This window comes from Vibrio comitans (assembly GCA_024346835.1).
In the GTDB taxonomy this organism is placed as follows: domain Bacteria; phylum Pseudomonadota; class Gammaproteobacteria; order Enterobacterales; family Vibrionaceae; genus Vibrio; species Vibrio comitans.
Window position 1 is genome coordinate 804,980 of record AP024866.1, and the last position, 26,384, is coordinate 831,363.

Consider the following 26,384-nt stretch of genomic DNA (forward strand, 5'->3'; position numbering starts at 1 on the left):
ATCTAAAGAAATGCTCATTTAAGTGAATGTTATCTAGCGTGAGTCAGAAATTGGTCACTATTGAGTAGGGTAACGAATCAACTCGCAATGAACACATCATTGCGTCCACCCGATTTGACACGATAAAGGGCTTGGTCTGCTCGCTCAAAAAAGGAAACTCGGTCCATGGTGTGAGAATCAAACTCGCACCCACCGATACTCACGGTTAGACGAGATTGAATAGGGTGAGGTATATCGAGTTCATGGACCATATCCAGAATCTGTTTAGATACAACCTCAAGTCCCTTTCTGTCAGTGTCCGGAAGTAAAAGCACAAACTCTTCACCGCCATAGCGGGCGACGATATCGGTTGGTCGTTTAGCCACTTTTTCCAAAGCTTTAGCCACTTTGGTCAAATATAGGTCACCAGTATGATGGCCTAGTTGGTCGTTGACCATTTTGAAATAGTCGATATCAACAACCAATAGCCCCAGAGGGGCTGAAGAGCGAGTGGTTCTTTTTATCTCAGTTCTTAAGTGCTGATCGAAGTAACCTCGATTGAAAATCCCAGTAAGTGAGTCTTTGCCAATCAATTGCTGAAGTTGCTTCTTTTGCGCCTCTAGCTCCATGACTTGCAAGGTGATCTGTTTTTTTGCTTTCCACTGTTCTTTGTCATAAATGAAAGTTTGCAGCTTGGCTGTGTAGTGATCGTTCCCCAGATAAAGCACCCACATCAGCATGATTGAAACTGAAACGTACAGATGAAGAGAGATAATCGACGCATCTTGCAAATAATCCACCATGATAAAGCCTATTACCAAGCCTGATCCCCAGATATAAATGATTTCTCGAACGCGCAGGATCATCATTTTAGCCATAGCGGTGACTAAGATGACCGAAAGGGGAGATAGGGTGATGGATAAGGTAATCATACCTGCGTGTAGTAGGACGAGCAGGTTTGAAACCATAAACAAGCAAAACAGATTGTTGGTGTTGTTGGCTGGAAGTTTGGTGATGATAAATCTAGCTAACAGGAAGACGATGGGAAGTACATACACCATATAAAAATGGAAAAAAGAGCGCGCATCATCATTGGTCAATAAAAAGCTTCTTTCCTGCCAAAGTGGCATTAAAACACCGAGTGATAGTAAGAACAATGCAAGTAAAGGCAACCAAAACATCAGCTGCTTTTTGTTTTGCTCTGCGACATAGGTATTAAAATCGCTAGGCACTTCGGTATTGAACGTTGAGGTCACACATACTCGCGGATTAAAGGCTTTGTATCAATAATAGAACAAGTCTGAGGCTTGTCGGGAATATTCACTATTATCAATGAAGTAATGTAAATCGAGCCCTATGATAGGGCTCGATTTCTAGCTATTTGTTGGGGGTAAAACTCGGGGTTAAGGTATCGCAAACATGCCTTGCAAAGCCGCTACCCGCTTCTCGATAGATATTGAACGCGGCATCAGCGCCGAGCTCGATAAACTGTTCCACCTGATCTTGATATTCGGCAATTGCAGCTATTTTGCCTTGATAGCCTCGAAGTCGTAATTGCTCTAAGGCGTAGCGGTTACCTTGGTTATTAGGAATCGCGAGCAAGACTAGTTCGATTTGATCCAGTTTTTGAATACGTTCCCAAAAGTCAGAGTCGGTAACATCGCCACAGATAGTGTTTCTAGCGTGGCGCTGATGATGATCGGCGGTATCGTTACGAATCTCTACACCTAAACAGATATCACCATGGCGCTCAGTCAGTTCATCGTAAGCCCCTGTACCAATTCGGCCCATACCTAATACCATTACCTGTGCTTGTCCGACACTAATAAACTGATCTCGAATATTGATCTTGGCATCGCTGTGTTCTTTGAGCCAACTAGCGCTGCGGCGGTATATGCTGTTGCTAAAGCGATTAAGAGGTGCAGCAATAATAAAGGAAATAGATACGGCAAGGGCAATAGAGACCATAATGTCACCGGATATCCAACCTTGTTTGTAGGCTAAGCCGCCGACGATCAATCCAAACTCGCTGAAATTGAAAAGTGTTAGAGAGGCTAGTAGCGACGTTCGGACGCGAAACTTAAATCGGTCTAGTATGAGGTAGTACAGTATTCCTTTCACTGGCAGCAGTAACATGAATACCAGAGCCAAAATCAATCCTGCAACGGTGGGCTGTTCAGACAAGCCAATGTTGAGAAAGAAACAAACCAAGAACATCTCTTTCAAGTTAAATAAAGACTTAGAAAGCTCAGAAGCCTTCTTGTGCCCAGCAAGGAGCATTCCAAGAATCAGTGCCCCAAGGTCGCCTTTCACACCCACCAATTCAAACAACCCGGCGCCGACGACTAAGGCGAAGAAGATTCCACAAAGTACCAGTAGCTCTCCGTGGCCGACCTTATCCAATACCTTGTAAAAGAGTGGGCGAACTAGTGGCAGAGCAAACAGGACAATGGCATACCATTCTGGGATTTTGCCTGTAGATACGGTAAGAAAAGCCACCGCAAAGATATCCTGCATGACCAAGATACCAATGGCTATGGTGCCATAGACTGAGTTTAATTCGCCGTTATCTTGCAACGCCTTAATCGCAAATACGGTACTAGAAAAAGAGAGAGCAAAGCCTAAGATAACCAGCTGAGCAAAGGACATATCAGCGAAAAGGCTGACACCGATAACCTGCAGGGCGACTAAGCAAAAGGTAAAAAAGGCCGTAGAGGCAAGATTGTGCAGAGTCGCACCAGCCCAAATCTCTTTGGATAGTAGTACCTTAATATCGAGCTTTAGGCCGATAGTGAATAATAATAAGGTGACGCCAAGATCAGCAAGTTGACTGATTGCATCATTACTTTCGAATCCAAAGGCATTAAGGGTGAAACCAGCCAGTAAAAAACCGACAAGGGGAGGGAGGTTACAGCGCTGTGCAACAAAGCCGGCAACAAAAGCGCCGAAAATGAGCATTATATCCATTTATGCAGTCTCGAAAGTGGTTGAGAAATTGGCGCATATTCAACCACAAACGAGTCTGAGATGATTGAACTTATTGCGTAGAATCCATCAATTTTTGTAACAATATGCCATTTAACATGGCTCGTTTAACAATAGCAAACGCTCCCATTGTCGGATACTGCTCTAGTTCAGAGGAGACAATAGGTAGGTCCTTATGAAACGCAGTTAGCGATTGACTATTTACGTTCCTTTGAATCGCTGGGAATAATACCTCTTTTGCTTTGGTAATATCACCTGCAATGACTATCTTTTGCGGGTTAAACAAGTTAATCACAATCGCGGCGGCCTTACCGAGCTGATCGCCCACGCGCACAATGCTTTGTGTTGCTAGCGCATCACCATTAAGTGCGTGTTTGCAAATAGCACTTATAGTGATTTGAGGCTCATCGGCGAGCGTAGAATTATAGCCTTGCGCCAAGCGAGCTTTTACACCTTTAATAATTGCAGGGTTAGCAGCGATAGTCTCTAGGCAACCAAAGTTGCCGCACTGGCACTGCTCTCCAAGAGGGTCGACTTGAATGTGGCCTATCTCGCCTACGTTTCGGTTTGAGCCTAAGAAAACCTGACCTCCAGCCATAATGCCGGAACCGGTTCCACGGTGTACACTGATAAGGATTGAATCCTTACAATCGCGCGTTGCGCCAAAATAATGTTCCGCGAGAGCCATACCGCGAATATCATTTCCTACGAAACACTCGGTCTTGAACTCATCTTTTAGGATCTGAGCTAAAGGCAGATTATCAATCTTAGTGTTAGGCATGTATTGCACAACACCCACATCAGGATTCACCAAACCAGGCAAAATCACACCTATAGCAATTAGGTTGTGAGAAATGCCTTCATTACTGGCTTTGAAAAGTTTAATTTTATCAAAGATTTGTCCAACCAGTTGTTCTTGGTCGCTGTACTGAATTGCCGATTCACTTCGCGCTAGGATTTCACCGCTAAGGTCATGTAGAGACAATTGAATATAATCTCGCCCGACACGCACAGCGATAGAGTGAAACTGAGTCACTTGTGTGGTTAGGGATATCGCACGTCGGCCACCAGTAGAGGCTTGCTGTGCAACCTCTTGTACCAAATTACATTCCAATAGCTGACGAGTGATCTTAGTGACACTTGCTGGCGCCAAATGGCTCAATTCAGCAATCTGAATGCGTGAAATAGGCCCTTGTTGATCAATCAGTCGATAGACAGCTGCGCTGTTCAACTGTTTTACGAGGTCTACGTTGCCAATTTGTCCGCCAGTCATAATTATCCCTGTATAAATTGACCGTTAACTACGGTCGCTTTAACGTTAAAGTCGTTGTTGAAAATGGTAAGGTTTGCAATCATATCAGGTTTTATGCGACCAAGTTTATGCTCCATACCAATTGCTTTCGCTGGATACAGTGTTGCCATGCGTAATGTTTCATCGAGAGATAAACCCACATGCTTAACGCAGTTTTCTACCGCTTCAATCATGGTCAGTGCAGAACCGCCCAATGTACCGTCTTCACCCACACACATTCCATCACGAACGTATACGGTTTTGCCGACAAAATTGAACTGGTCCATCTTTGCACCTGCCGGAGCGGTTGCATCTGTTACTAGAACCAGCTTTTCACCCTTAAGTTTGTGAGCGATGCGGATGTTAGCATAATCGACATGATGCCCATCAACGATAATGCCAGCGTACACGTCTGGAGTGTCGAATATAGCGCCAACTACACCAGGCTCACGACCTGTCATTGGAGTCATTGCGTTAAATAGGTGAGTGGCAAAGGTAATGCCTTGCTCAAAACTATCACGCGCTTGTTGATATGTTGCGGCCGTGTGACCAATAGAGACAACAATGCCGGCTTCTTTGAGTTGCGCAATGTGCTCCGGTCTGTTTTGCTCAGGGGCTAGAGTTACCTTGGCCACTAGATCTGAGTGCTGGCAGATAAAGCTGATCATCTCATCGTCTGATTGACGAATGTATGATTCAGTATGAATGCCCTTTCTTGCAAGGTTTAGATAAGGTCCTTCAAGGTGCAGGCCGAGTGACTGATGCTTGTTTTGCTCCTGATATTTGCGTTGAGCTTCGATAGCGCTGCGCATACTTTCATCAGAAGAGGTAATCAGCGTTGGCAAAAAGCTTGTACAGCCAGATTTCAGGTTTGCTTCGTGCATAATCTGCATGGTTTCAGGTGAGATGTCATCGTTGAGCATCACACCGCCACAGCCATTGAGTTGAAGATCGATGAAGCCTGGGCTTAAGTTTGCACCCTCTAGATCGATACGTTCAATGCCTGTATCTAATGTTTCTTCAAGGCATACAGCCTTGATACGATCGTTTTCAACAACAACCGCGTGCTTGTATAAAATGTCGCTACCCGTGAACACGGTGCAGTTCGTTAATGCATACATACTTGCTGCTCCTAATTAAAGATCTTTGATGTTTTCCGCTTCTAACTCACGGAAGTATTTAAGGGTTTTGACTTTCAATTCTTGAGAAGCCGGTGAGTCCGCGACGATAACGGCTTTTGAATGCATCTGCATTGCGCTTACTGTCCATAGATGATTCACCGAGCCCTCTACTGCTGCTTGCAGTGCTTGCGCTTTGTTGTGGCCAGTAATCAACACCATAACTTCCTCTGCATCAAGCAGAGTTGCCACACCGATAGTCAGTGCATACTTGGGTACTTGGCTAATGTCACCATCAAAGAAGCGAGAGTTAGCGATACGCGTTTTTTCGGTCAGCGTTTTAATGCGTGTACGTGACGAAAGAGATGATGCAGGTTCATTAAATGCGATATGACCATCGTGACCCACGCCACCCATGAATAGGTTAATACGGCCATAAGATTTAATCTTGGCTTCATAAGCTCGGCATACGGCATCATGGTCTTCAGTGTTGCCATTAAGCAAGTTTATGTTTTGCTCTTGAATGTCTACATGGTTAAAGAAGTTTTCGTACATGAAAGTGCGGTATGACTCTGGATGATCGCTAGGCAGGCCAACGTATTCATCCATATTGAAGGTCACTACATTCTTAAAGCTCACTTCTCCTGCATTGTACATTTCAATTAAGTACTTGTAGGTATTGAGCGGTGTACCACCGGTAGGTAGGCCAAGCACAAAAGGTTTGTCAGCTGTTGGGCTAAACTTATTTATAGTATTGACAATATGTCGAGCAGACCAACGACCGACGTCTGCGCTTGTTTCTAGTGGGATGAGCCTCACGGTGGATACCTCGCCAAGATTTAAGATTTTATTTAATTGCCTTTAGTATACTCAAAATGATCGTTATTTTTAATAGTGAAATAAGTTTTATGATCCACCTAACAAAAACAGGCTATCTACGCAGCTTGCTATGACATAGCTCACGTTTTATAGGGTTTTAATTTGCGACGCAAATTTAAGCCATTAAGATGAAGAGGACTAAATTAATCAGCTAAAAAAAGTTTTAAGCTTATTTTCAGATTCCTCAGGGGGAGAAGTAACGTGAACATTCTTGGATATTTTCAGAAGGTAGGTAAGGCGCTAATGGTGCCGGTTGCTACGCTACCAGCAGCAGCGATACTCATGGGTATCGGTTATTGGATTGACCCAACCGGTTGGGGTGGCAACAGTGCACTAGCTGGCTTCCTTATTAAAGCGGGCGCGGCAATCATTGACAACATGTCTTGGCTATTCGCGGTAGGTGTTGCTTACGGTATGTCTAAAGATAAAGACGGTGCAGCAGCACTGGCTGGCCTTGTAATGATGTACGTTGTTACTACTCTTCTATCTCCTGGTGCAGTAGCGCAGATTCAGGGTATCAGCGGTGACGCGGTTCCTGCAGCATTTGGTAAGATTCAAAACCAATTCGTCGGTATCCTAGTGGGTATTATCTCTGCTGAGATCTACAACCGCTTCTCTACTGTTGAACTGCACAAAGCACTAGCATTCTTCTCTGGTAAACGTCTTGTTCCTATCTTGACTTCTTTTGCTGGTATCGTGATGGCATTCGTACTTATGTACGTATGGCCTGCAATCTACGATGGCCTAGTACACTTCGGTGAGTCTATCCAAGGCATGGGATCTGTAGGTGCTGGTATCTACGCATTCTTTAACCGTCTACTTATCCCTGTTGGTCTTCACCACGCACTGAACTCAGTATTCTGGTTCGACGTTGCAGGTATTAACGATATCCCGAACTTCCTAGGCGGCGCTAAGTCTATCGCAGAAGGTACTGCAACAGTAGGTGTTACTGGTATGTACCAAGCGGGCTTCTTCCCAATCATGATGTTTGGTCTACCGGGCGCAGCTCTGGCTATCTACCACACTTCAAAATCTAAGAACAAAGAAAAAGTAGCGTCAATCATGATTGCTGCAGGTTTCGCTTCTTTCTTCACTGGTGTAACTGAGCCACTAGAATTCTCATTCATGTTCCTAGCTCCAGCACTCTATGTTCTGCACGCTGTGATGACGGGTATCTCTGTATACATCGCGGCATCAATGGAGTGGATTGCAGGCTTCGGCTTCTCAGCAGGTCTTGTGGATATGGTTCTATCTAGCCGCAACCCACTAGCTGTTAACTGGTACATGCTAATCGTTCAAGGCCTAGTATTCTTCGGTATCTACTACGCAGTGTTCCGCACAGTAATCGTTAAATTCGGTCTTAAGACTCCTGGACGTGAAGATGACGAAGACGGCGCTTCAACTACAACGGGTTCTTCAAACTCTTCAGAGCTTGCGAAGCAGTATCTTAAAGCACTAGGTGGTCACAGCAACATCTCTACTATCGATGCGTGTATCACTCGTCTACGTCTGACTCTAAACGACACTAGCGTGATTAACGAGAAAGTACTGAAAGACTTGGGTGCAATGGGTGTGGTTAAACTAGGTTCAAATAACGTTCAAGTTATCCTAGGCCCACTAGCAGAAATCGTAGCGGGTGAGATGAAACAAATCCCTGCAGATGCTGACCTAACAACGGTAGAACTACCATCTTAATCAATAACTCCTAGATTATTGTCCAAATGCCTCCCTCGGGAGGCATTTTTTTTACCTTTCATAACACAAAAATCTAGATTTAGTTGTTTAGACGAATACAATGTAGGGCGTAGAAGAATTTCAAAATTGAACCATGAGGTGTTGTAGATGAGTGAAGCTGAGGCTCGACCATCGAATTTTATCCGCCAAATCATCGATAAAGATATCGCGGATGGCAAACATAGCAGCGTGCATACTCGTTTTCCGCCAGAGCCAAACGGCTACCTGCATATCGGGCACGCTAAGTCGATCTGTCTAAACTTTGGTATTGCTCAAGACTATCAAGGCCAGTGCAACCTGCGCTTTGATGACACCAACCCTGAAAAAGAAGACATTGAATACGTTGATTCAATCAAGAACGATGTTCAATGGCTAGGTTTCGACTGGTCTGGCGAGATTTGTTACTCGTCAAACTACTTTGACCAGCTGTATGCGTACGCTGTTGAGCTTATCAACAAGGGCTTAGCTTATGTTGAAGAGCTAACGGCTGATGAAATCCGCGAATACCGTGGTACGTTGAAAGCACCAGGTAAAGAAAGCCCGTATCGTAACCGCACCGTTGAAGAGAACTTAGCGTTATTTGAAAAAATGCGCGATGGTGGCTTTAAAGAAGGTGAGGCATGTCTGCGTGCTAAGATCGATATGAGCTCATCATTCATGGTTATGCGTGATCCGGTTCTCTATCGTGTGCGTTTTGCTCATCACCATCAAACTGCTGATAAGTGGTGCATTTACCCAATGTACGACTTTACTCACTGTATCTCAGATGCTCTAGAGGGAATTACTCACTCTTTGTGTACTCTTGAGTTCCAAGACAACCGTCGCTTGTACGATTGGGTACTGGAAAACATTACCATTGAGACTCAGCCACATCAGTACGAGTTTAGTCGCTTGAACCTAGAATATACGGTGATGTCTAAGCGTAAACTGAGTCAGCTAGTGACCGAAAACTTGGTAAACGGCTGGGACGATCCACGTATGCCTACTATCTCTGGTTTGCGCCGCCGTGGTTTCACTCCTGCGTCTATCCGTGAATTCTGTAAGCGTATTGGTGTTACTAAGCAAGAGAACATGATTGAATTTGGTTCACTAGAGTCATGTATTCGTGATGATTTAAATGAAAATGCACCTCGTGCAATGGCCGTTCTTGAGCCAGTTAAAATTGTTATTGAAAACTACCCTGAAGGTCAGGTTGAGACGCTAAACGTTGCAAATCACCCGAACAAGCCTGAAATGGGTAGCCGTGAAGTGCCATTTACTCGTGAAGTGTGGATCGAAGCTGATGACTTCCGCGAAGAAGCGAATAAGAAGTACAAGCGTCTGGTTCTAGGAAAAGAAGTTCGTTTGCGTGGCGCTTACGTGATTAAGGCTGAGCGTATCGAGAAAGATGAGCAAGGCAACATCACTACTATCTTCTGTACTTATGATGATGAGACGCTAGGTAAGAACCCTGCGGACGGTCGTAAAGTGAAGGGCGTTATCCATTGGGTATCCGCTGATAAGGGTGTTCCAGCAGAGATTCGTCTATATGATCGCTTGTTTACGGTTCCAAACCCAGCTGCGGCAGAAGACTTTAAATCAACCATTAATGCGGAATCATTAACGGTTAAGCAGGGCTTCGTTGAACAAAGCCTGGCTAGCGCTGAAGCAGAAGCGGGCTATCAGTTTGAACGTACAGGTTACTTCTGTGCTGATAGCAAAGACAGCACCCCTGAGAACCTAGTGTTCAACCGTACGGTTGGCCTACGTGATACTTGGGCAAAGATTAGCTAATTTGCTTTTCTGCTTTAAATACGAAAATGCCAGCAAAGATGCTGGCATTTTTTATATCTGCTTTATGAAGAGGTCGGGCTTAATCATTTAGGACATAAGAGACATCGCCAGTGCGAGAGTCATACCAGATAACGTGTTTTGCATTGGTGGGGTCGCTATCAAAACCGTCTTTAGTGAAGATATATACACACTTGGATTGATGACCTCCATCGCCTTTTTGTCGAATGGCGTAAAAATCATAGTCTTCAGCTTGGTTTAGGATATTGGTCGCCGTGAGTGAGGAGTCGAGAAGCCTATCCCATAACAAGTAACAGGCCTTGTTTCCCTTGCCAATATTAAAAGGCGCTCCCATAGGGTCATTCTTGTCTACGCCGAGTGGGTATCCAACATCATTCATATCCAGATGGCTATCTATGCTATTACTACCTTCCGTTGCATCTGTTCCTTCTGCATATCCAGGCATATTGGCATACGATTCATTACCTCTGCCTTCAACAACCCACCTTTGATGTGCAAAATTAATCGATTGCTGGAATTCCGCCGCTGCACCTTGAAGCATCGACTCGCGAGCATCAGAGTTAAGATCTAAAAATCGCGGGGCAGCCACTACAGCTAGCACCGCGATTGTCACGATAACAACTATCAACTCAATCAGCGTAAATCCATTTTTACTGATAGGCATTCTGTTTGACTCTACTTAGGCGTATGCGCCTTAGGATCAGCTTTGCAGTCACCGTTGGCGCAACGGCCATATAGGTAAAGACTGTGGTTGGTCAGATTGATATTGTATTTTTTCGCAATTTCACGCTGACGCTCTTCGATCACTTCGTCGCTAAACTCAATTACTGCACCACAATCTAGACAAACAAGATGATCATGGTGGTGCTGAGTTGAAAGCTCAAATACTGACTTGCCACCCTCAAAGTGGTGACGAGTAACAATACCCGCATCGTCGAATTGGTTTAACACTCGGTAAACGGTAGCAAGACCAATCTCTTCACCGATATCTATTAATTTTTTATACAGCTCTTCTGCACTAATGTGCTGACAACCTGGCTGCTGAAGTAGCTCTAAAATTTTTAAGCGTGGTAAAGTGACCTTCAACCCTGCTTCCTTTAGGGCTTTATTATTATCTGGCATGAATGTTCCTATAAAAATCTGAGCCTTACTCTAATGTTCATTATATGGGAAGGAGCCAGAACAATAAACCATGTACTTATGATGGTTATTTCTTTTGGTCATAAAACGGAAGGATGTCACGAATAGTATGTGATAAATCTTTACAATTTTGTAACTCGTTAAATGCCCAGATACAAAAAAGGGGCACTAGGCCCCTTTTTCAAAGTCGGTATCAGATTAGTCTTCTAGTTCAGCAAGACACATCTCAGCGTGGATTTGGTTAACCCACTTAGTTACGCGCTCGTCAGTTAATTCAGGCTGACGGTCTTCATCAATGCAAAGGCCGATGAAGTTGTCATCATCAACAAGTGCTTTTGATGCTTCAAACTCGTAACCTTCTGTTGGCCAGTGACCCATGATGGTGCCACCTTTGCCTTCTACGATATCGCGAACGGTACCCATAGCGTCACAGAAGTACTCAGCATAATCTTCTTGGTCACCACAACCAAAGATAGCGACTAGCTTAGTGCTAAAATCGATACCCTCTAGTTCAGGGAAGAAGTCATCCCAATCACATTGAGCTTCACCGTAGTACCACGTTGGAATACCGATCAGAAGCAGATCGAAGTTATCAATGTCTTCTTTGCTGCTCTTTGCAATATCTTGAACGTGAACCAGTTTTTTACCTAGTTGCTTTTGAATCATCTTTGCAACAGCTTCTGTGTTACCAGTATCACTGCCGAAGAAGAGACCTACACTTGCCATAGAATCAGTACCTATATTAGATGTAATCGGATGCGTTTATAAAGTGAGCTTAAGGTTATATACCTGCTCCTTCCCAAGAGAGCTGAATCAGTCCCTTGATAACGAAGCCAGCACAACCTAAAAACAACACAAGCCATACGATACGACGGCCAAATGGAGGGACATTACCCTGCTTTAGAACGTCTTTGATTGCGAGACCGATAAGTAAAAATACGGAGGCAAACAACAAATCAAGCCCAATGGATTCAATCTGATTTATGTAATCGTAGAGCATGGCATCCCTTTATGCTTTATCAATCGCGGAACTATATCATAACCTGCTAGGGCCTGTTTACCCTTGACCTTTAATTTTGTGCAATAAACTTGCGAATAACACGCAATACCATATCTGGCTTCTCAGCGTGCAACCAGTGACCCGTATTTGCAATCACATGAGCTTTGGCATTCGGGAACTGGGCCATAATCTCAGGCTGATGTTCACCTTGAATATAATCCGAATCCGCACCCTTGATAAAGAGGGTGGGTAAAGAGTTCTCTGGTAGGGCAGACCAGGTCATGATCTCAGAATATTGCGATTGCAGGGCTCGATGGTTAAAGCGCCAATTTAAGGTTTCGCCTTCTTTATATAGAGATTTACTCAAAAATTGCCTCACACCTTCCATCTCGATGTGTTTCGCCATTAGGTTCATGGCTTCAGAGCGAAGCTTTGGCTTGTGTTTGGCGACTTCTTGAATACCGGCAAAGACATTACTGTGTCTATCAACATTGTAAGCGACAGGTGCCATGTCCAACACAATTAACTGTTTGATGTTGATTGGACTGATTGACGCATACTTCATTGCCACTTTACCGCCCATAGAATGGCCGACCACGGTTAACTCATTTAGCGCTAATTCATCGATTAACTGGCGAATATCCTCGGCCTGTGCGGTATAAGTGTGTACATCACTGTGCAAAGATTGACCATGATTGCGCAGATCTACGCTAATGACTTGGTGATCTTGACTGAGATCGCGGGCGAGGAGGCCTAAATTATCCAAACTTCCAAACAAACCGTGGATCAAAAGTATAGGTTTACCATGACCTTGGATCTTATAGTGTAACTGGCTCGACATTTTCTCCAATTCCCTTTTGCTTTCCGTAGAGACTTACTCAATAACTGGGTATAATCTGGCGCAGTTTAAACTAATAAGATTGTGAAAAGCGAATGAAAACCATCGAAGTTGACGAAGAACTGTATAGATTTATCGCGAGCCGTACCCAACGCATTGGAGAGAGTGCATCCGATATTCTACGACGTTTACTAGATGTGGATGGTATAGCCAAGCTAGAAGCAGAGTCTGTTGAGGCAAAGCCAGAAACAGATATTGAGCCTACAGGCGCGGCAACACCTATCATCGTAGGTAAACCGTCGCAATCGATTGACCCTATCAAGCAGATTCGCAGTGAACTGATCTCTGATGAATTTGCCGCTTTAGACAAAGCGATTGATAGATTTATGTTTGTATTATCTGCACTTCATAGAATTGATAAAGATGGATTCGCTGAAGCGACTCAAGTTAAGGGTCGCAAACGCGTTTACTTCGCAGATAATGAAGCAGTGCTCTTGGCAAGTGGCACCACGACCAAACCAAGAGCCATTCCTGGGTCACCTTTTTGGGTGATCACCAATAACAACACCAGCCGTAAACGTCAGATGGTTGATCAGTTGATGGTGAGAATGTCATTCCCCGCCGAGTTAATAGAGCGAGTGACTCGCTCAATTTAATCCCAAGGAATTATGCCTGCAAAGAACTTCCCCCTTTTTGCGGGCATTTTAATATTTGAAGAACTATAAAAAAGGAATACAACAATGGCTATGCATCCTCGCGCCGGGCAAAAGGCCCAGCAAGAAGATTTACACAACATCCCTCAGTTGGTAGCTAACTATTACCTACTTCAGCCTGAAGCAGGCAATGCGGATCAGAAGGTAGCATTTGGTACCTCTGGACACCGTGGTAGCGCTGATAAGACTACGTTCAACGAAAACCACATTCTCGCTATCGCTCAAGCAGTAGCTGAAGTTCGCGCAAGCAACGGTGTGACTGGTCCTCTATTTGTGGGTAAAGATACTCACGCGCTTTCAGAGCCAGCATTTGCAACGGTTGTCGACGTGTTGGTGGCAAACGGTGTTCAAGTTATTTGTCAAGAAGACGAAGGCTACACACCAACTCCGGGTATCTCTCACGCAATCCTTACCTACAACTTGGTTAATGATGCAAAAGCAGATGGCATTGTAATTACTCCGTCGCATAACCCACCACAAGATGGCGGCATCAAGTACAACCCAGTTCACGGTGGTCCTGCTGAGGGCGAGCTAACTCAAGCTATCGAAGATCGCGCAAACGAGATCATCGCAGCAGGTTTGGTTGATGTAAAACGTGTAGGCATTGCCGCTGCAAAAGCGAGCGAGCTATTCCTTGAGAAAGATTTGGTTGCTCCTTACGTTGCTGATCTAGTAAACGTTGTTGATATGGAAGCAATCCAAAAAGCAAATCTTAAAATTGGTGTTGATCCACTAGGTGGTTCTGGCATCGATTACTGGCGCCAAATCCAGAAGGCTTACAACCTAGACCTAACTCTAGTGAGTGAAGCTGTCGATCCTAGCTTCCAGTTTATGTCTTTGGATAAAGACGGCGTGGTTCGTATGGACTGTTCTTCTCCTTATGCAATGGCTGGTCTGCTAGCACTAAAAGACGACTATGAACTGGCATTTGGTAACGACCCAGATTACGACCGTCACGGCATTGTGACTCCAGCTGGTCTAATGAACCCTAACCACTTCTTAGCGGTATGTATCGATTACTTATATCGTCACCGTGAAGGCTGGGGCGCAGAGGTAGCGGTTGGTAAAACGCTAGTATCAAGTGCAATCATCGACCGCGTTGTTGCTGACCTTGGTCGTGAACTATGTGAAGTGCCTGTTGGCTTTAAATGGTTTGTAGATGGCTTATACGAAGGCAAGTTTGGCTTTGGTGGTGAGGAGAGCGCGGGCGCTTCATTCTTGCGTAAAGACGGCACACCTTGGGCGACTGACAAAGATGGCATCATCCTATGTCTACTTGCAGCAGAGATTACAGCGGTAACTGGCAAGAACCCACAGCAATACTATAACGAATTAGCGGCTAAGCATGGCGAGTCTAGCTACAACCGTATTCAAGCAGTTGCTAACGGCCCTCAGAAAGACGTGCTTAAAAAACTATCTGCGGAAATGGTATCTGCAGATACACTAGCAGGTGACGCAATCACAGCTCGTTTGACTCACGCTCCAGGCAATGGCGCGGCAATTGGTGGTCTTAAAGTGACAACAGCTAACGGCTGGTTCGCAGCGCGTCCATCAGGCACTGAAGAAATCTACAAGATTTACTGTGAAAGCTTCAAGGGTGCAGAGCACCTGAAGCTAATTGAAACTGAAGCACAAGAGATTGTGAACCAAGTATTCAAGGCAGCAGGTTTATAATTTAAGCCTCACAGCTTAGTTTAAACTTGAAGAAATAAATCCCCATTGTGTTGGTACGCAGTGGGGATTTTTTATGGAACAAAAACAGCGATAGGTTGCTTATACCAATCACACTAAGTAAGTGATCAGAAATAGCGCGGGGAAAACCCTCGAGAACAAGGCAGAATTTTTCGATAAGTAGCTATTCTACAATCAAAAATTCTAACGCCGTTATCGAGCATTTTAACAAGCTAGAATGACCAGTTATTTGGTACGATTGGTATTTATACGGGCTTATTCTTCTGCTTTCTCTGAACAAAGGTGACGAGCAAGATTGGTACACAGAGCATAAGCAAAAAAACAGAGATGGCTTCAATCAGTACGGTCATGGGTACTCCTAGATGAACCGGGCAATTTTCAAGAGTTTCTTCAACAGTTTCAAGAACAGCGAGACTGTATGCCTATGCTGATTTTGATTCAATATGAGCCCGTGCGCTTATGCTGTGTATTTTTATCAATGAGTTCCGTTTTAATATTTAACTTGTTGTATTAAAACGACTTATTTCTGTTCATCTCTTGCTGTGTTGAATATGGAATCACTGTTTCTGGATTTGACTAAATATTATTTGGCCAATCATCAGGAACAATAAACCAGAAGCGACCTGACTCGCCTTGGCAATGTAAAATCTTGCCTTGAATACATTCTAATAATGGCGAGTGATGAGTTCTACCAATGGCCCACAGTGGCTTATCTAAGCGATACAACTTTTCCTCTATTAAACTAGCCTGGCTTTGATGACACCAATAGCCAGCAATTTGAGCGCTGTTTATCCTTTTATCTTCGCAATGTGTCGGCACAACTTGGTTCTCAAATGGGTTGATGTATAAACGTCCTTGCATTAACAGGTGCTGAGACAGGTTTTTCCATTGTGGAAACTGGCGGATAAAAACGTCTGACTGTGTATGCTGAAGCTGTCTTTCCAACATGTGTTTAAGCTTTTTATCAAGCCTGTCTATGGCATTTGGCCCATACCATTTATCCCCATGCAACAGATAAAACTTAATGGCAACTTCCCAATGCTCAGCTCGATCGTGCTGGTGGTTGTGCAGAATAAAATCCAGCTCGCCAATGGTTCTTCCATTATCACTGAGCTGCAGCTCCGTGGTGGTGATGGAAAGGGAGGGGTGGTGCATAAACAGTTGCTCGCATAAATACTGATAGATAAACCCAAGCCGGGGGTTACCTGTGTAGGTTTGCATTTGTTCAGAGCTAAGAGTTTGAAAAGGAAGCTGCTCTACAATAATCTCATCGCCATGCAGTAGTGGCGGTGTTGTCGCTATCCAATCAGCGAATTGAGATAAAGTAGAGACATCAACATAGGTATTTGGCATTGGTTAACGGCCCTTATCAGGTAGACGAGCAGACATTTGTTTGTTTAACTTGCTACATATGATACCAATCGTAGTCAATAGCGGGTCATCCTAACTGGTTAAAGCACTCGATAACGGCGTTAGAATTTTTGATTGTAGAATAACTACTTATCAAAAAATCATCTTTGTTATCCAGTACTATTTTTGAACACCTACTTACTGTGATTGGTACAAGACATATTTTCAATTATTTTGGAAGCAAAATGGATAATTTACAGCTGCAACGCATTCTTAATGACAAACTCTCTCCTGAACTTATCAAAGATTACGCGCCTAATGGACTTCAAATCGAAGGAAGCAAAACCATTAGAAAAATTGTTACCGGAGTGACCGCTTCTCAAGGGCTTATCGATAAGGCTATCGAGTTAGGTGCCGATGCTATTCTTGTTCATCATGGTTATTTCTGGAAGGGGGAGCCGGAGCCGATAGTGGGAATGAAAGGTCGCCGTATTCGCTCATTGATTAAGAACGACATCAATCTGTATGGCTACCATTTGCCATTAGATATTCATCCAGAGTTGGGTAATAACGCGCGTCTAGCACAATTGTTGGACATTGAGGTTGAAGGTGGTCTCGAAGGGCATGCTCAATCTGTAGCTATGTATGGGCGCTTGAAGCAAGCGGTAAACGGCGTAGAATTTGCCAAACGTATCGACAAAGCGCTAGAGAGAGAGCCGTTACATATCGCCCCCGAGAATGCTGATAAACTGATAGAAACGGTTGGCTGGTGCACTGGTGGCGGTCAGGATTACATTCAGTTAGCTGCAGACAAAGGCTTGGATGCCTTTATTTCCGGAGAGATCTCAGAGCGCACCACCTTCGTGGCTCGTGAGCAAGATATTCACTATTTTTCAGCGGGTCATCATGCTACAGAGCGTTATGGTATTAAGGCGCTAGGTGAATGGCTAGCCAAGGAACACGGGCTAGACGTAACTTTTGTGGATATCAATAATCCTGTTTAACAATAAAGGGTACCCCTAGGCGTAACCAATCAACCTAGGGCTGCCTACTTTAACTGAGCTTGCAGACTGAATCTCGTTCAACCAACTCAGGTACGAGGCTATTGGACGGAGAATACTTACGGTTTTCTATCCGCGCTAGTAAGGCTTTCGCAGCAACTTCACCGATTCGATGTACAGGGTAATCAATCGTTGTCAGTCTTGGTCTCACGTGCTGGCTATGGCTATCGTTATCAAAGCCGATGACGGACAATTCTTTGCCAATAGTAATGCCTCGCTCCGCACAGACGTCGTAAACAGCAAGTGCAATATTATCGTTCTGACAGAAGACTGCAGTGATTTGTGGTGCACGATCAAGTAAGCGCCTCACTGCATCGTGGTTCCCCTGATGGTCAAATCGTCCTTCTATCACATACATTGGATTGTAAGGAAGTCCAGCAACGCCGAGCGCGTTTCGATATCCTTGCAAGCGATCTCTACTATCGACTTTGCTCATTTGTCCGCTGATACAGGCAATTTCAGTATGACCATTCTCTATCAAGAACTGAGTGGCAATCATTCCGCCCTGCTCGTTATTGATATAAATACAGCTTTCTGCAATTTCAGGAACTAATCGATTAACGATCATAGTATTAGGATGACGTAACAGCAGGCTAATTAAGGTGTCATCAGAGAGTTTGTCTGAATGAAGAACTAATCCATCTACCTGTTTGGCTAGGAGGAACTCAATAGAGTCTTGCTCTTTTTTTAGAGATTCTTGGCCACTGGTTACGATCAAGTGCATGTTTTTTTCTCGTACCTGCTCTTCAACGTGATGCATTAATGGACCGTAAAAGGGGCTATCGAATGAACCCACAAGCATGCCAATACTATTCGTTTTGTTGGATGCGAGGGCTTGTGCAGATGCATTTGGTTGAAAATTTAACATTTCCATCGCTTCGAAAACTCTACGTTTGTTTTCCTCTTTGACATAAGCATGCCCGTTCAGCACCCGTGAAACGGTGGCTGTGGAGACTTTTGCCAGTTCAGAAACTTCTTTGATTGTAGCCAACTGTCTTTCCTTTTACGTTACAAACGATGAATTCGCCCAGATATTGAGTGAAATACAGGTTACTCGGTCTGTATTTTAACTCTCATAGTGATCCGATGCACTCTGTGAACGGTGATCTCTGACCTGTTTTCTAATAATTCAGTCACACTTGCATGTAACCGCTTACAATAAAAATATACACCTAAAGTACTATATCGTGAAGTTAATTGAGCAAATTATTATTAAGCCATTGTTTTTATTTGATTTAAAATTAAGCGCTCGAGCTATTGTTATTTGTTTGTTGAGTTTTGATTAAAAATTATTTTGTAACCGCTTACATTTTTGAGGAAGATCACAAACTCTTTGAATATATCGTTCTACAGTAAATAAACGAAAAGAACGGCAAGGATTGGTTGAAGACGATCCTGATATAGCGAGACAGAAAACATATTGAAGTAAGCGTTTACATTTTGAAGAGACAGGGTCTCACAACAGGGATATGAATAATGAGTTTCAAGAAAACACAATTCAAATTAGCTAATACAGTATTGATAGGTGCTATCGCTTTGGCATTAGGTGGGTGCGGTGAAGACAGCCTAACGTCTACTAATAATACGTCTCCGGGCGGAGGTACGTTTAATCCTGCACCCCCTTCAGGCGATAACGATAGTCAAATCACTTCCAACCTTATTGTATTTACTGATGGCGCGAACTCGGAATGGTCAGCTTGGGATAGCAGTGGTGTAACCACGCCAGCGATTCAAGTAGAGACTGACCAGTATGGTGCTGTGATGGAGTTTGTTGTTGATGCCCCTGAGTCAGTATTTGGATTTGTGCGTTCAAGTTCGGCGTTAGATTTATCGACAAGAACAGGCAAGCTTGTATTGGACGTGAAAGTGACGGATATGCCTGAGAATGGTGATATCCCATGGTTTGTGAAACTAGAAAGCAACGGCGGTCTCTACACGGGTGACAATATCGGTGAGGAAGTTGAGTTTTCTCTAGATTCTCCAGTTTTAAACCAATGGCAAAGGGTAGAAATAGACCTTCCCGATATGGAAAGCAAGGGACTAGATCTTTCCGCCATAGATAACGTACTTATTTTCCCTGAGTGGGGACAGGGTGCGGGAGCTGTTTTCCGTGTTGATAATGTTCAGTTCATGTTGGATAGCAACGGTCAAGAAGATGAAGCTCCGGTGACTCCAGAAGAGCCGGCGCCGAGCTCCGCACTATTTACTAGCACTCTTCCTTCTGGCTGGGTCACTTGGGATTGTTGTGGAGAAACCAATCCAGCCGTTGTTGACTCCGGTGATGAGGCTTACGGTTCGGCACTAGAATTTATAGTCGTCTCACCAACGGTATTAGGTATAACTAACCGTGTTGATATTGGCGGTACTGGTTCAGAGAACCTCAACTTGTCAGGAAAAATCTCTTTCGATATTAAGTTACTCAACGACCTTGGGAAAGGCGCTGCGACTAACTGGTTATTGAAAATAGAGTCGGGCTTTGAAGAACAATTTGCAGAACTTCCTTTACCTTCAGCCCCTCCGGTTGGCACATGGCAACGCTATACCTTTGAAGTCGCTGATTTGATTGCTGCAGGGCTTGATGTTACCTCTATCGATACCATTCTTATCTTCCCTGAGTGGGGCACAGGATTAGGCTCTCATTATTTAGTCGACAACGTCATGGTTGAAGGGGTACTGGAGGATGGTTCGGGAGAAACACCTGAAGAGCCGCCAGTAGAACCACCAGTAGAAGAAGATGCGATTGTCGTTGTTGATGATGCGGTTAATCTCAATTGGATTGCTTGGGACTGCTGTGGAGGCTCAACTGCAGAGGTGATTGACTCTGGTGATGTCGCTTATGGAAATGCTGTTAAGTTCGTAAAAAATATTGATGCAACAGTACTGGGCTTCAGTAGCCGTGAAGATCATGGAGCTTCAGAAGCTAACTCTCTTTCAATAGAGGGTGCAATTAGCTTTGACATGAAGCTCATCAATGATGGTGGCTCATCAGACTGGAAAGTAAAAGTAGAATCCGGTCCAGAGAATTTCGTTGAATTATCTTTGCCAAGCCTACCTGCACAAGGTGAATGGCAAAACTACAGCTTTGATCTAGAAGCTTTAAGCTCAGGTTCTTTAGATTTATCAGCGTCTAACGTGATTATGGTATTCCCAGCTTGGGGTACAGGAGCAGGCGCTGAATACCTTATCGATAATTTAGAAGTTGTGGGTAGCGTTAATGACTCTGAAATAGTCGAGCCAGAACAACCTGGCGGTGGTGATACTGTCCTCGTTAGCGAAGGCATTGATTTTGAGAGTAAGTCACTGACTTGGGAAGTATTTGAAAATGCTGACAATGCAGCTCTAGAGTTCGTAGCGAACCCAGATGATAGTGGTATCAATGGCTCTTCTACGGCTGCGAAGATTGTTGCCAAGATAGCTGGCGCTCCGTGGGCTGGTACCAAAACAGAGGGAGTAACACCATTTACGCTAGATAGCTCAAATGGAGTGATTAAAGTTATGGTCTACAAGAGCATCATTAGCTCAGTGGTAGTGAAGGTCGAAGCTCCTGATGGAGAAGGTATCTGGGGTATTGAAGAACGAGTTCAGAACACCAAAGTGAATGAGTGGGAAGAGCTGACTTTCGATTTCACTCAAAACCCAGCATTTAATGCCGCACCTAGCCAAATCACTGGAGTTGTGATCTTCCCTGACTTCAATGTAGATGGTGGCGGTACTCCACTTAATCGTGTTCAAGACGTCACTATGTATTTCGACAACGTGACTTTTAATTCAGCACAGTAAATAGACCGACTCAGGTGTCTCGTTCTTGAGGCACCTGCAGTTATCTAAAGAAATAACTCGCTACAACGGAAGTAAAAATGATGAATAAATTATTCAAATCAGTTGTCGTTGCTTCGCTATCAGTTTTGATGGCAGCGTGTGGAGATGACGCCATCTCAGGTGATGCATCACAGGCCGCACCAACCCCAGAGGGTTCGACGACCTTGTCGCCTCAACCTGCACCGACAGGTAACTTTCCTACCGCACGTAATGGTGATGTGTTGTTAGGTAACTCTGATTATCCAGCTATTTCGTACGGCGCTTTTCGAAGCACAGAAAGAGCGGAAGAGTTTGTTCCAAGTGTCGCTGAATTAAAAGAAGACCTTCGAATTCTTCAAGCAATGGGGATCAAGGTGCTAAGAACCTATAACACCCAAGGCTTCAGTGATACTGCGAATCTGCTGATTGCGATTGATGAGTTAATGGCTGAAGACAGCAGTTTTGAAATGTACGTGATGCTAGGCGTTTGGATAGATGCTTTGAACTCATGGACTGATATGGAAACCGTCCCTACTGAGAACAATCCAGCTAACTATGATGAAGTTGCTAAGGCACTGGAAATGGTGAGTAGCTATCCAGAAATTATTAAGGTTATTGCGGTCGGCAACGAAGCCATGGTGCATTGGGCACCTTACCACGTTGCTCCGAGCATCATTCTTGAGCATGTAAATACATTTCAGCAGAAAAAAGCAGACGGTGAAATACCCGAAGACGTATGGGTTACGACCTCAGACAACTTTGCTTCGTGGGCAGGCGAGGGCGATTACAACAATCCAGACTTAGTCACGCTCATTCAAGCAGTTGATTACATCTCTGTGCATGTTTACCCATTCCACGATACTCATTATGACAATAGTTTTTGGCTAGTGCCTGAAGATGAACAGGGCTTGGACGTTCAACAGCAAGTTGATCTTGCTATGCAGCGTGCGCAAGAACATGCACTGGCGCAGCTGAAAAAAGCGCAAGATTTTATGCTAGCGCAAGGCATTGAGAAGCAGCTTCACATCGGTGAGACAGGTTGGTCTTCAGAAACGAATGTTCTGTATGGTGCAGATGGTTCAAAGGCAGCCGATGAATACAAACAAAAGGTTTATTTTGACAATCTAACGGCATGGGCAGAAGAGTTTGGTGCTTCATTGTTCTTTTTCCAAGCATTTGATGAACCATGGAAGGGGGCTCCTGACAACGAAGGTGATTCTGAAAAGCACTTTGGTCTTATCGATATTGACGGTAATGCGAAATACGTTGTTTGGGGCTATGTAGATCAAGGCGCATTTGACGGTTTGACTCGCGGTGGAATGAGCATAATGAAGAGCCATGGAGGGGTAGAGCAAAATGTCATGGATACGGTGCTAGCACCTAATTTTGCACCCGTGGTCGGCGCGCCTACGGATGATGATAGTTACGCCGTTATTTCTTCGAGTGGTTTACGAGAAGGCTTGCTACCGATTGGCTGGGAAGAAACGGCTTTCTTAGGCGAAGAAAATAATGTACTCGTTTTAACCACCGCACCTAATGGCGGTACTGCTAAAGATTGGGGGTGGGGAGCTGGCGTTGTATTCCCTGGCCAAGCGGGTGACAACTTATCTGGATTTGAGAGCGGAACACTCAACTTTGAAATCAAAGGCACAACACAATCGACGTTTAATATCGGTTTTCAAACCGGCCTCTATGACAACGCGACTAGGCCGCAAACGAACAACTTTGTGGTGTTTGGTTCTGGTGGACGACAGTTGACCAGTGATTGGGTTGCACACTCGATTGATATTAGTGAATTGTCTCAAGGCAACCCGGACTTTTCTGACGTGACCTCGCCATTTTACTTTAGTGGCAGCGCCGATATTGATGGTGGCGTAGTGGAAGTACGAAACATTACATTCTCCAAATAACGACAGTCACTGGAGGGTGATTGTTATCGCCCTCTACCCAATATCGCGATCGCTGGGTTTAAGCGGTTACAAGGAATGTTCAAAGAAAGGGCTATCTCAATGGGATCTAAGCTAAATAAAAGCACAACCTACTCAACAGGCACATTGTTGATTGGTTTACTCAGTACCGGAGTAAATGCAGGTTGGGAAGTGCAATGGATTGAGCGCTTTGATGGAGACTCAGTCAATTGGAATAACTGGTCTGCTCAAACAGAAGCTAACTACAACAACGAAGTACAATGCTATACCGCCGATGATTACTCAACACAACAAAACTACGATGTGTCTGACGGCACGTTGAAAATCATTGCTCGCAAGAAAACACACGCCTGTCCAACATTGGGTAATCAAACAAAGGAATGGACCTCTGGGCGTTTGAACTCTAAGGACAAGCGCGAGTTCTTGTATGGAAGAATTGAATCGAGAATCAAATTTCATAATCTGGAACAAGGAACTTGGCCTGCATTTTGGATGCTAGAAAATCGAATCTCAGAGCAGCCGATTAAGGGTGATAACGATAATGTGAATTGGCCTAATCCTGGTGCAGGGGAGATAGATGTTTGGGAATGGTTTTCAAATCAACCCGACACGTATATTACCAATTTCTTCAATACCTCAGGTTGTGCGGAAGAGGTGCGTTATACCTACCCAAATGGCTCTTCAGATGTTCTTAACTGGCACAACTATGCCATGGAGTGGACTCCAGAGCGTATCGATTTCTTTATCGATGAAACGCTAGTATCTAGCCAAGATGTGAGCGGATGCCCTCAGTACAAGGAGCCAATGTTCATTCTGCTTAACCTCGCTATGGGGGGGAATCTCGGTGGCTATATCGATCCAACTTTGCAGCAAGCAACCCTTGAAGTGGATTTTGTCGCTCACTGTCAGTCTACGGTGGACAATCAGGCAACTCGCTGTGATGAGTCTACCCCTACAAATGGCGAATTAGAGCACAACGAGCAACTAAATCTCATTGTTTATCAAAATGGTGTGCCTACATCAGCGGTAGACACTTCGATGGGTGAAGTGGAAGTTCGAGCGACGTTTTCGGCTGAGCCTAACTTAGACAATTACATTCTTACTTGGAACAGTGGTCGATTAACCAGTGCGACTGAAGAAGGCAACGCACTCAAATTCGATCCTAGCTCATTACCCAGCGGCCATTATACGGTTACTGCAAATTTAACGAGTTTGGATGATGCCGACTTTTCACTTACACAGCATCACTCTCTTGAGGTTAAAAATGGAGATGACATTGCTGATGAGCAAGATCAATCCACATCTCCTGACTCAACATCAGCAAATAGTTCTTCAGGCGGAGCAACGTCTGGTTCTATCGCTATTTTCTTAGCGCTGGTTGTTGTGTTCCGTCGATATTTTTTAGGGGTACGCAGATGAGTACTCAAAACCAACACAATACATGTCATGTAAGCGGTTACAAGTTAGGCGCCAAGGCTAATCCGCAGATGAACAAGGAGTATCAATCCGTGACTAAAACCTTTAATCGAATCTCTTTAGCAAGCTGTATTGCCATTGCATTAGCAGGTTGTAGCTCAAGCAGCGCTCCGGTGCAGATTACTCCAGAGCAGTTGGTTGATAATACAACTACGCCAGATACAGGCTGGCAGATGGTGTGGAATGATGAATTCTCGGGTGTCGATATTGATAAATCCAAATGGAGCTTTGAAGAAAACTGTTGGGGCGGGGGTAACAACGAGCAGCAATGCTATACCGACCGTAAAGTGAACGCCTTTGTCGATAGTGGTGTTTTGCATATTGTTGCGAAGAAAGGCAGCTTTACTGGCCCAAACAATCCTGATGGCGACATGCGTGCTAAGGCAACCCTACCGTATACATCTGCACGCCTTCGAACTTTAAATAAAGGAGACTGGAAATACGGTCGCTTTGAAATTCGAGCTCTAATGCCTTCTGGTCAAGGAACCTGGCCTGCAATTTGGATGCTGCCAAGTGACTGGAAGTACGGTACATGGGCAGCTTCCGGTGAGATAGACATCATGGAAGCGGTGAACCTGAAGACACCAACGGACAAAAAGGGTGCGGCTGAAGGCACGGTTGAAAACCGCATTTATGGCTCATTACATTACGGCCGAGCTTGGCCAGAAAATGTCCATACGGGCGCAGAATATACTCTGCCAAATAACGCAAGTCCTGCAGATGGTTTCCATACCTATGCCATAGAGTGGGAAGAAGGCGAAATTCGCTGGTATGTGGATGGTGTTCACTACGCAACACAAACGCAAGAGGGTTGGTATGGGCAATATAAAGAGAATGGACAGCTAGTTACTGCGCCGGACTCTGCCCCATTTAATGAGCGATTTCACCTGTTGCTTAACCTTGCAGTGGGTGGTGCTTGGTCTGGAAACACCAATGAAGGTGGCATTGATGCCTCTGCATTCCCACAAACCTTAGCGGTTGATTATGTGCGAGTTTATCAATGTTCAAAAGATGCAGAGACAGGTCATGGATGTGCATCGGTTGACGAAGCAATTGAAATCACCAAAGGACATGAAACGCCAAAAATCCTAGTGGCTGACGCGAATTACGGAAAAGGAAACTTGCTGGAAGTCTTTTCTGAGCAACTGAACCCCCTTCTTGTTTTAAGTGGTTACGACCCTGAAGCCAACATTAATGTGAGCTTTGTGGACGACGCTAGTAAAGGCAAGGTGCTACGCATTGAAAAATCAGGTGCGAGTGGTAATTCCTACTTCAAAACACCAGAAGTGGATTTGAGTGATTGGCTAGGGAGTGGTGAATTGGTATTCGACCTGTTTGTTGAATCAAATCCTAACGACTCTGAACTGCTTGTGAAGATAGACAGTGGCTGGCCTAAGGTGAGTGACCTCGATGTGCCACTACCTGATCAGGGGCAGTGGCAAGAAGTGCGAATCAAGCTGTCTGACCTTGCCAATGGAGGCAACCGCTTCGCGGCAGGAAATAAAGTAGATATGAGCAAAATCATAAACTTACTGGTTATTGAGCCTCAAGGTGAGATGACCCTAATGATGGATAACGTGCGTTTCGAGCGCTAAGTCACTGGGAAGGGCA

Annotated in this window: 21 protein-coding genes; 9 read left to right on the plus strand and 12 right to left on the minus strand. The window is 44.5% G+C overall.

Annotated elements, in window-relative coordinates; translation table 11 throughout:
• Nucleotides 1–77: 77 nt before the first annotated feature.
• The 5 genes from OCU46_RS03825 to nagB form a co-directional block, all read right to left on the minus strand.
• Nucleotides 78–1,235: a GGDEF domain-containing protein gene (locus tag OCU46_RS03825; protein WP_141270937.1), complete on the minus strand. Its 1,158-nt coding sequence runs from the start codon at nucleotides 1,233–1,235 to the stop codon at nucleotides 78–80.
• 121 nt (nucleotides 1,236–1,356) lie between these two features.
• Entirely contained in the window at nucleotides 1,357–2,946 is a 1,590-nt protein-coding gene (locus tag OCU46_RS03830) for a cation:proton antiporter family protein (protein WP_167495356.1), read from the minus strand.
• Between the two features lie 70 nt (nucleotides 2,947–3,016).
• A complete protein-coding gene (gene nagC, locus OCU46_RS03835; protein ID WP_141270938.1) occupies nucleotides 3,017–4,237 on the minus strand; it encodes a DNA-binding transcriptional regulator NagC in 1,221 nt (406 codons plus the stop codon).
• Between the two features lie 2 nt (nucleotides 4,238–4,239).
• The gene (gene nagA / locus OCU46_RS03840; RefSeq protein WP_141270939.1) at nucleotides 4,240–5,376 is read right to left on the minus strand and encodes an N-acetylglucosamine-6-phosphate deacetylase; all 1,137 of its coding nucleotides are present in this window, start codon (nucleotides 5,374–5,376) and stop codon (nucleotides 4,240–4,242) included.
• 15 nt (nucleotides 5,377–5,391) lie between these two features.
• The gene (gene nagB, locus OCU46_RS03845; RefSeq protein ID WP_141270940.1) at nucleotides 5,392–6,192 is read right to left on the minus strand and encodes a glucosamine-6-phosphate deaminase; all 801 of its coding nucleotides are present in this window, start codon (nucleotides 6,190–6,192) and stop codon (nucleotides 5,392–5,394) included.
• Nucleotides 6,193–6,453: 261 nt separating this feature from the next.
• Here nagB and nagE point away from each other — a divergent pair, with 261 nt between their 5' ends.
• The gene (gene nagE / locus OCU46_RS03850) at nucleotides 6,454–7,947 is read left to right on the plus strand and encodes an N-acetylglucosamine-specific PTS transporter subunit IIBC (protein ID WP_141270941.1); all 1,494 of its coding nucleotides are present in this window, start codon (nucleotides 6,454–6,456) and stop codon (nucleotides 7,945–7,947) included.
• A 147-nt stretch (nucleotides 7,948–8,094) separates the two neighbouring features.
• A complete protein-coding gene (gene glnS / locus OCU46_RS03855) occupies nucleotides 8,095–9,759 on the plus strand; it encodes a glutamine--tRNA ligase (protein WP_141270942.1) in 1,665 nt (554 codons plus the stop codon).
• Nucleotides 9,760–9,838: 79 nt separating this feature from the next.
• On the opposite strand, the gene OCU46_RS03860 is transcribed toward glnS, so the two are convergent.
• From OCU46_RS03860 to OCU46_RS03880, 5 genes are all read right to left on the minus strand, one after another.
• Nucleotides 9,839–10,441, minus strand: a complete 603-nt coding sequence (locus OCU46_RS03860) for a type II secretion system protein (protein ID WP_141270943.1) — start codon at nucleotides 10,439–10,441, stop codon at nucleotides 9,839–9,841.
• Between the two features lie 11 nt (nucleotides 10,442–10,452).
• Nucleotides 10,453–10,899, minus strand: a complete 447-nt coding sequence (gene fur / locus OCU46_RS03865; RefSeq protein ID WP_141270944.1) for a ferric iron uptake transcriptional regulator — start codon at nucleotides 10,897–10,899, stop codon at nucleotides 10,453–10,455.
• Between the two features lie 216 nt (nucleotides 10,900–11,115).
• Nucleotides 11,116–11,643, minus strand: a complete 528-nt coding sequence (gene fldA, locus OCU46_RS03870; protein WP_017032610.1) for a flavodoxin FldA — start codon at nucleotides 11,641–11,643, stop codon at nucleotides 11,116–11,118.
• A gap of 55 nt (nucleotides 11,644–11,698) precedes the next feature.
• Entirely contained in the window at nucleotides 11,699–11,917 is a 219-nt protein-coding gene (locus tag OCU46_RS03875; RefSeq protein WP_141270945.1) for a DUF2788 domain-containing protein, read from the minus strand.
• A 70-nt stretch (nucleotides 11,918–11,987) separates the two neighbouring features.
• Nucleotides 11,988–12,758: an alpha/beta fold hydrolase gene (locus OCU46_RS03880; RefSeq protein ID WP_141270946.1), complete on the minus strand. Its 771-nt coding sequence runs from the start codon at nucleotides 12,756–12,758 to the stop codon at nucleotides 11,988–11,990.
• A 92-nt stretch (nucleotides 12,759–12,850) separates the two neighbouring features.
• Between OCU46_RS03880 and seqA the strand changes: the two genes are divergently transcribed.
• Nucleotides 12,851–13,411: a replication initiation negative regulator SeqA gene (gene seqA / locus OCU46_RS03885; RefSeq protein WP_141270947.1), complete on the plus strand. Its 561-nt coding sequence runs from the start codon at nucleotides 12,851–12,853 to the stop codon at nucleotides 13,409–13,411.
• An 84-nt stretch (nucleotides 13,412–13,495) separates the two neighbouring features.
• Complete coding sequence (gene pgm / locus OCU46_RS03890; RefSeq protein ID WP_141270948.1) at nucleotides 13,496–15,142, plus strand: phosphoglucomutase (alpha-D-glucose-1,6-bisphosphate-dependent); 1,647 nt, start codon at nucleotides 13,496–13,498, stop codon at nucleotides 15,140–15,142.
• Nucleotides 15,143–15,736: 594 nt separating this feature from the next.
• Here pgm and OCU46_RS03895 read toward each other — a convergent pair.
• The gene (locus tag OCU46_RS03895; RefSeq protein WP_141270949.1) at nucleotides 15,737–16,513 is read right to left on the minus strand and encodes a DUF1853 family protein; all 777 of its coding nucleotides are present in this window, start codon (nucleotides 16,511–16,513) and stop codon (nucleotides 15,737–15,739) included.
• A 242-nt stretch (nucleotides 16,514–16,755) separates the two neighbouring features.
• On the opposite strand from OCU46_RS03895, the gene OCU46_RS03900 reads away from it, so the two are divergent.
• On the plus strand, nucleotides 16,756–17,514 hold the full coding sequence (locus OCU46_RS03900; protein ID WP_141270950.1) for a Nif3-like dinuclear metal center hexameric protein: 759 nt from the start codon (nucleotides 16,756–16,758) through the stop codon (nucleotides 17,512–17,514).
• Nucleotides 17,515–17,563: 49 nt separating this feature from the next.
• Here the strand turns inward: OCU46_RS03900 and OCU46_RS03905 are convergent, their stop codons facing one another.
• Nucleotides 17,564–18,562, minus strand: coding sequence for a LacI family DNA-binding transcriptional regulator (locus OCU46_RS03905; RefSeq protein ID WP_141270951.1), 999 nt, complete (start codon nucleotides 18,560–18,562; stop codon nucleotides 17,564–17,566).
• A 485-nt stretch (nucleotides 18,563–19,047) separates the two neighbouring features.
• Between OCU46_RS03905 and OCU46_RS03910 the strand changes: the two genes are divergently transcribed.
• From OCU46_RS03910 to OCU46_RS03925, 4 genes are all read left to right on the plus strand, one after another.
• Complete coding sequence (locus tag OCU46_RS03910) at nucleotides 19,048–21,351, plus strand: hypothetical protein (protein WP_141270952.1); 2,304 nt, start codon at nucleotides 19,048–19,050, stop codon at nucleotides 21,349–21,351.
• 77 nt (nucleotides 21,352–21,428) lie between these two features.
• Complete coding sequence (locus OCU46_RS03915; protein ID WP_141270953.1) at nucleotides 21,429–23,279, plus strand: glycoside hydrolase family 17 protein; 1,851 nt, start codon at nucleotides 21,429–21,431, stop codon at nucleotides 23,277–23,279.
• Between the two features lie 99 nt (nucleotides 23,280–23,378).
• The gene (locus OCU46_RS03920; protein ID WP_141270954.1) at nucleotides 23,379–24,716 is read left to right on the plus strand and encodes a family 16 glycosylhydrolase; all 1,338 of its coding nucleotides are present in this window, start codon (nucleotides 23,379–23,381) and stop codon (nucleotides 24,714–24,716) included.
• Between the two features lie 68 nt (nucleotides 24,717–24,784).
• A complete protein-coding gene (locus OCU46_RS03925) occupies nucleotides 24,785–26,368 on the plus strand; it encodes a glycoside hydrolase family 16 protein (RefSeq protein ID WP_141271095.1) in 1,584 nt (527 codons plus the stop codon).
• Nucleotides 26,369–26,384 lie beyond the last annotated feature (16 nt).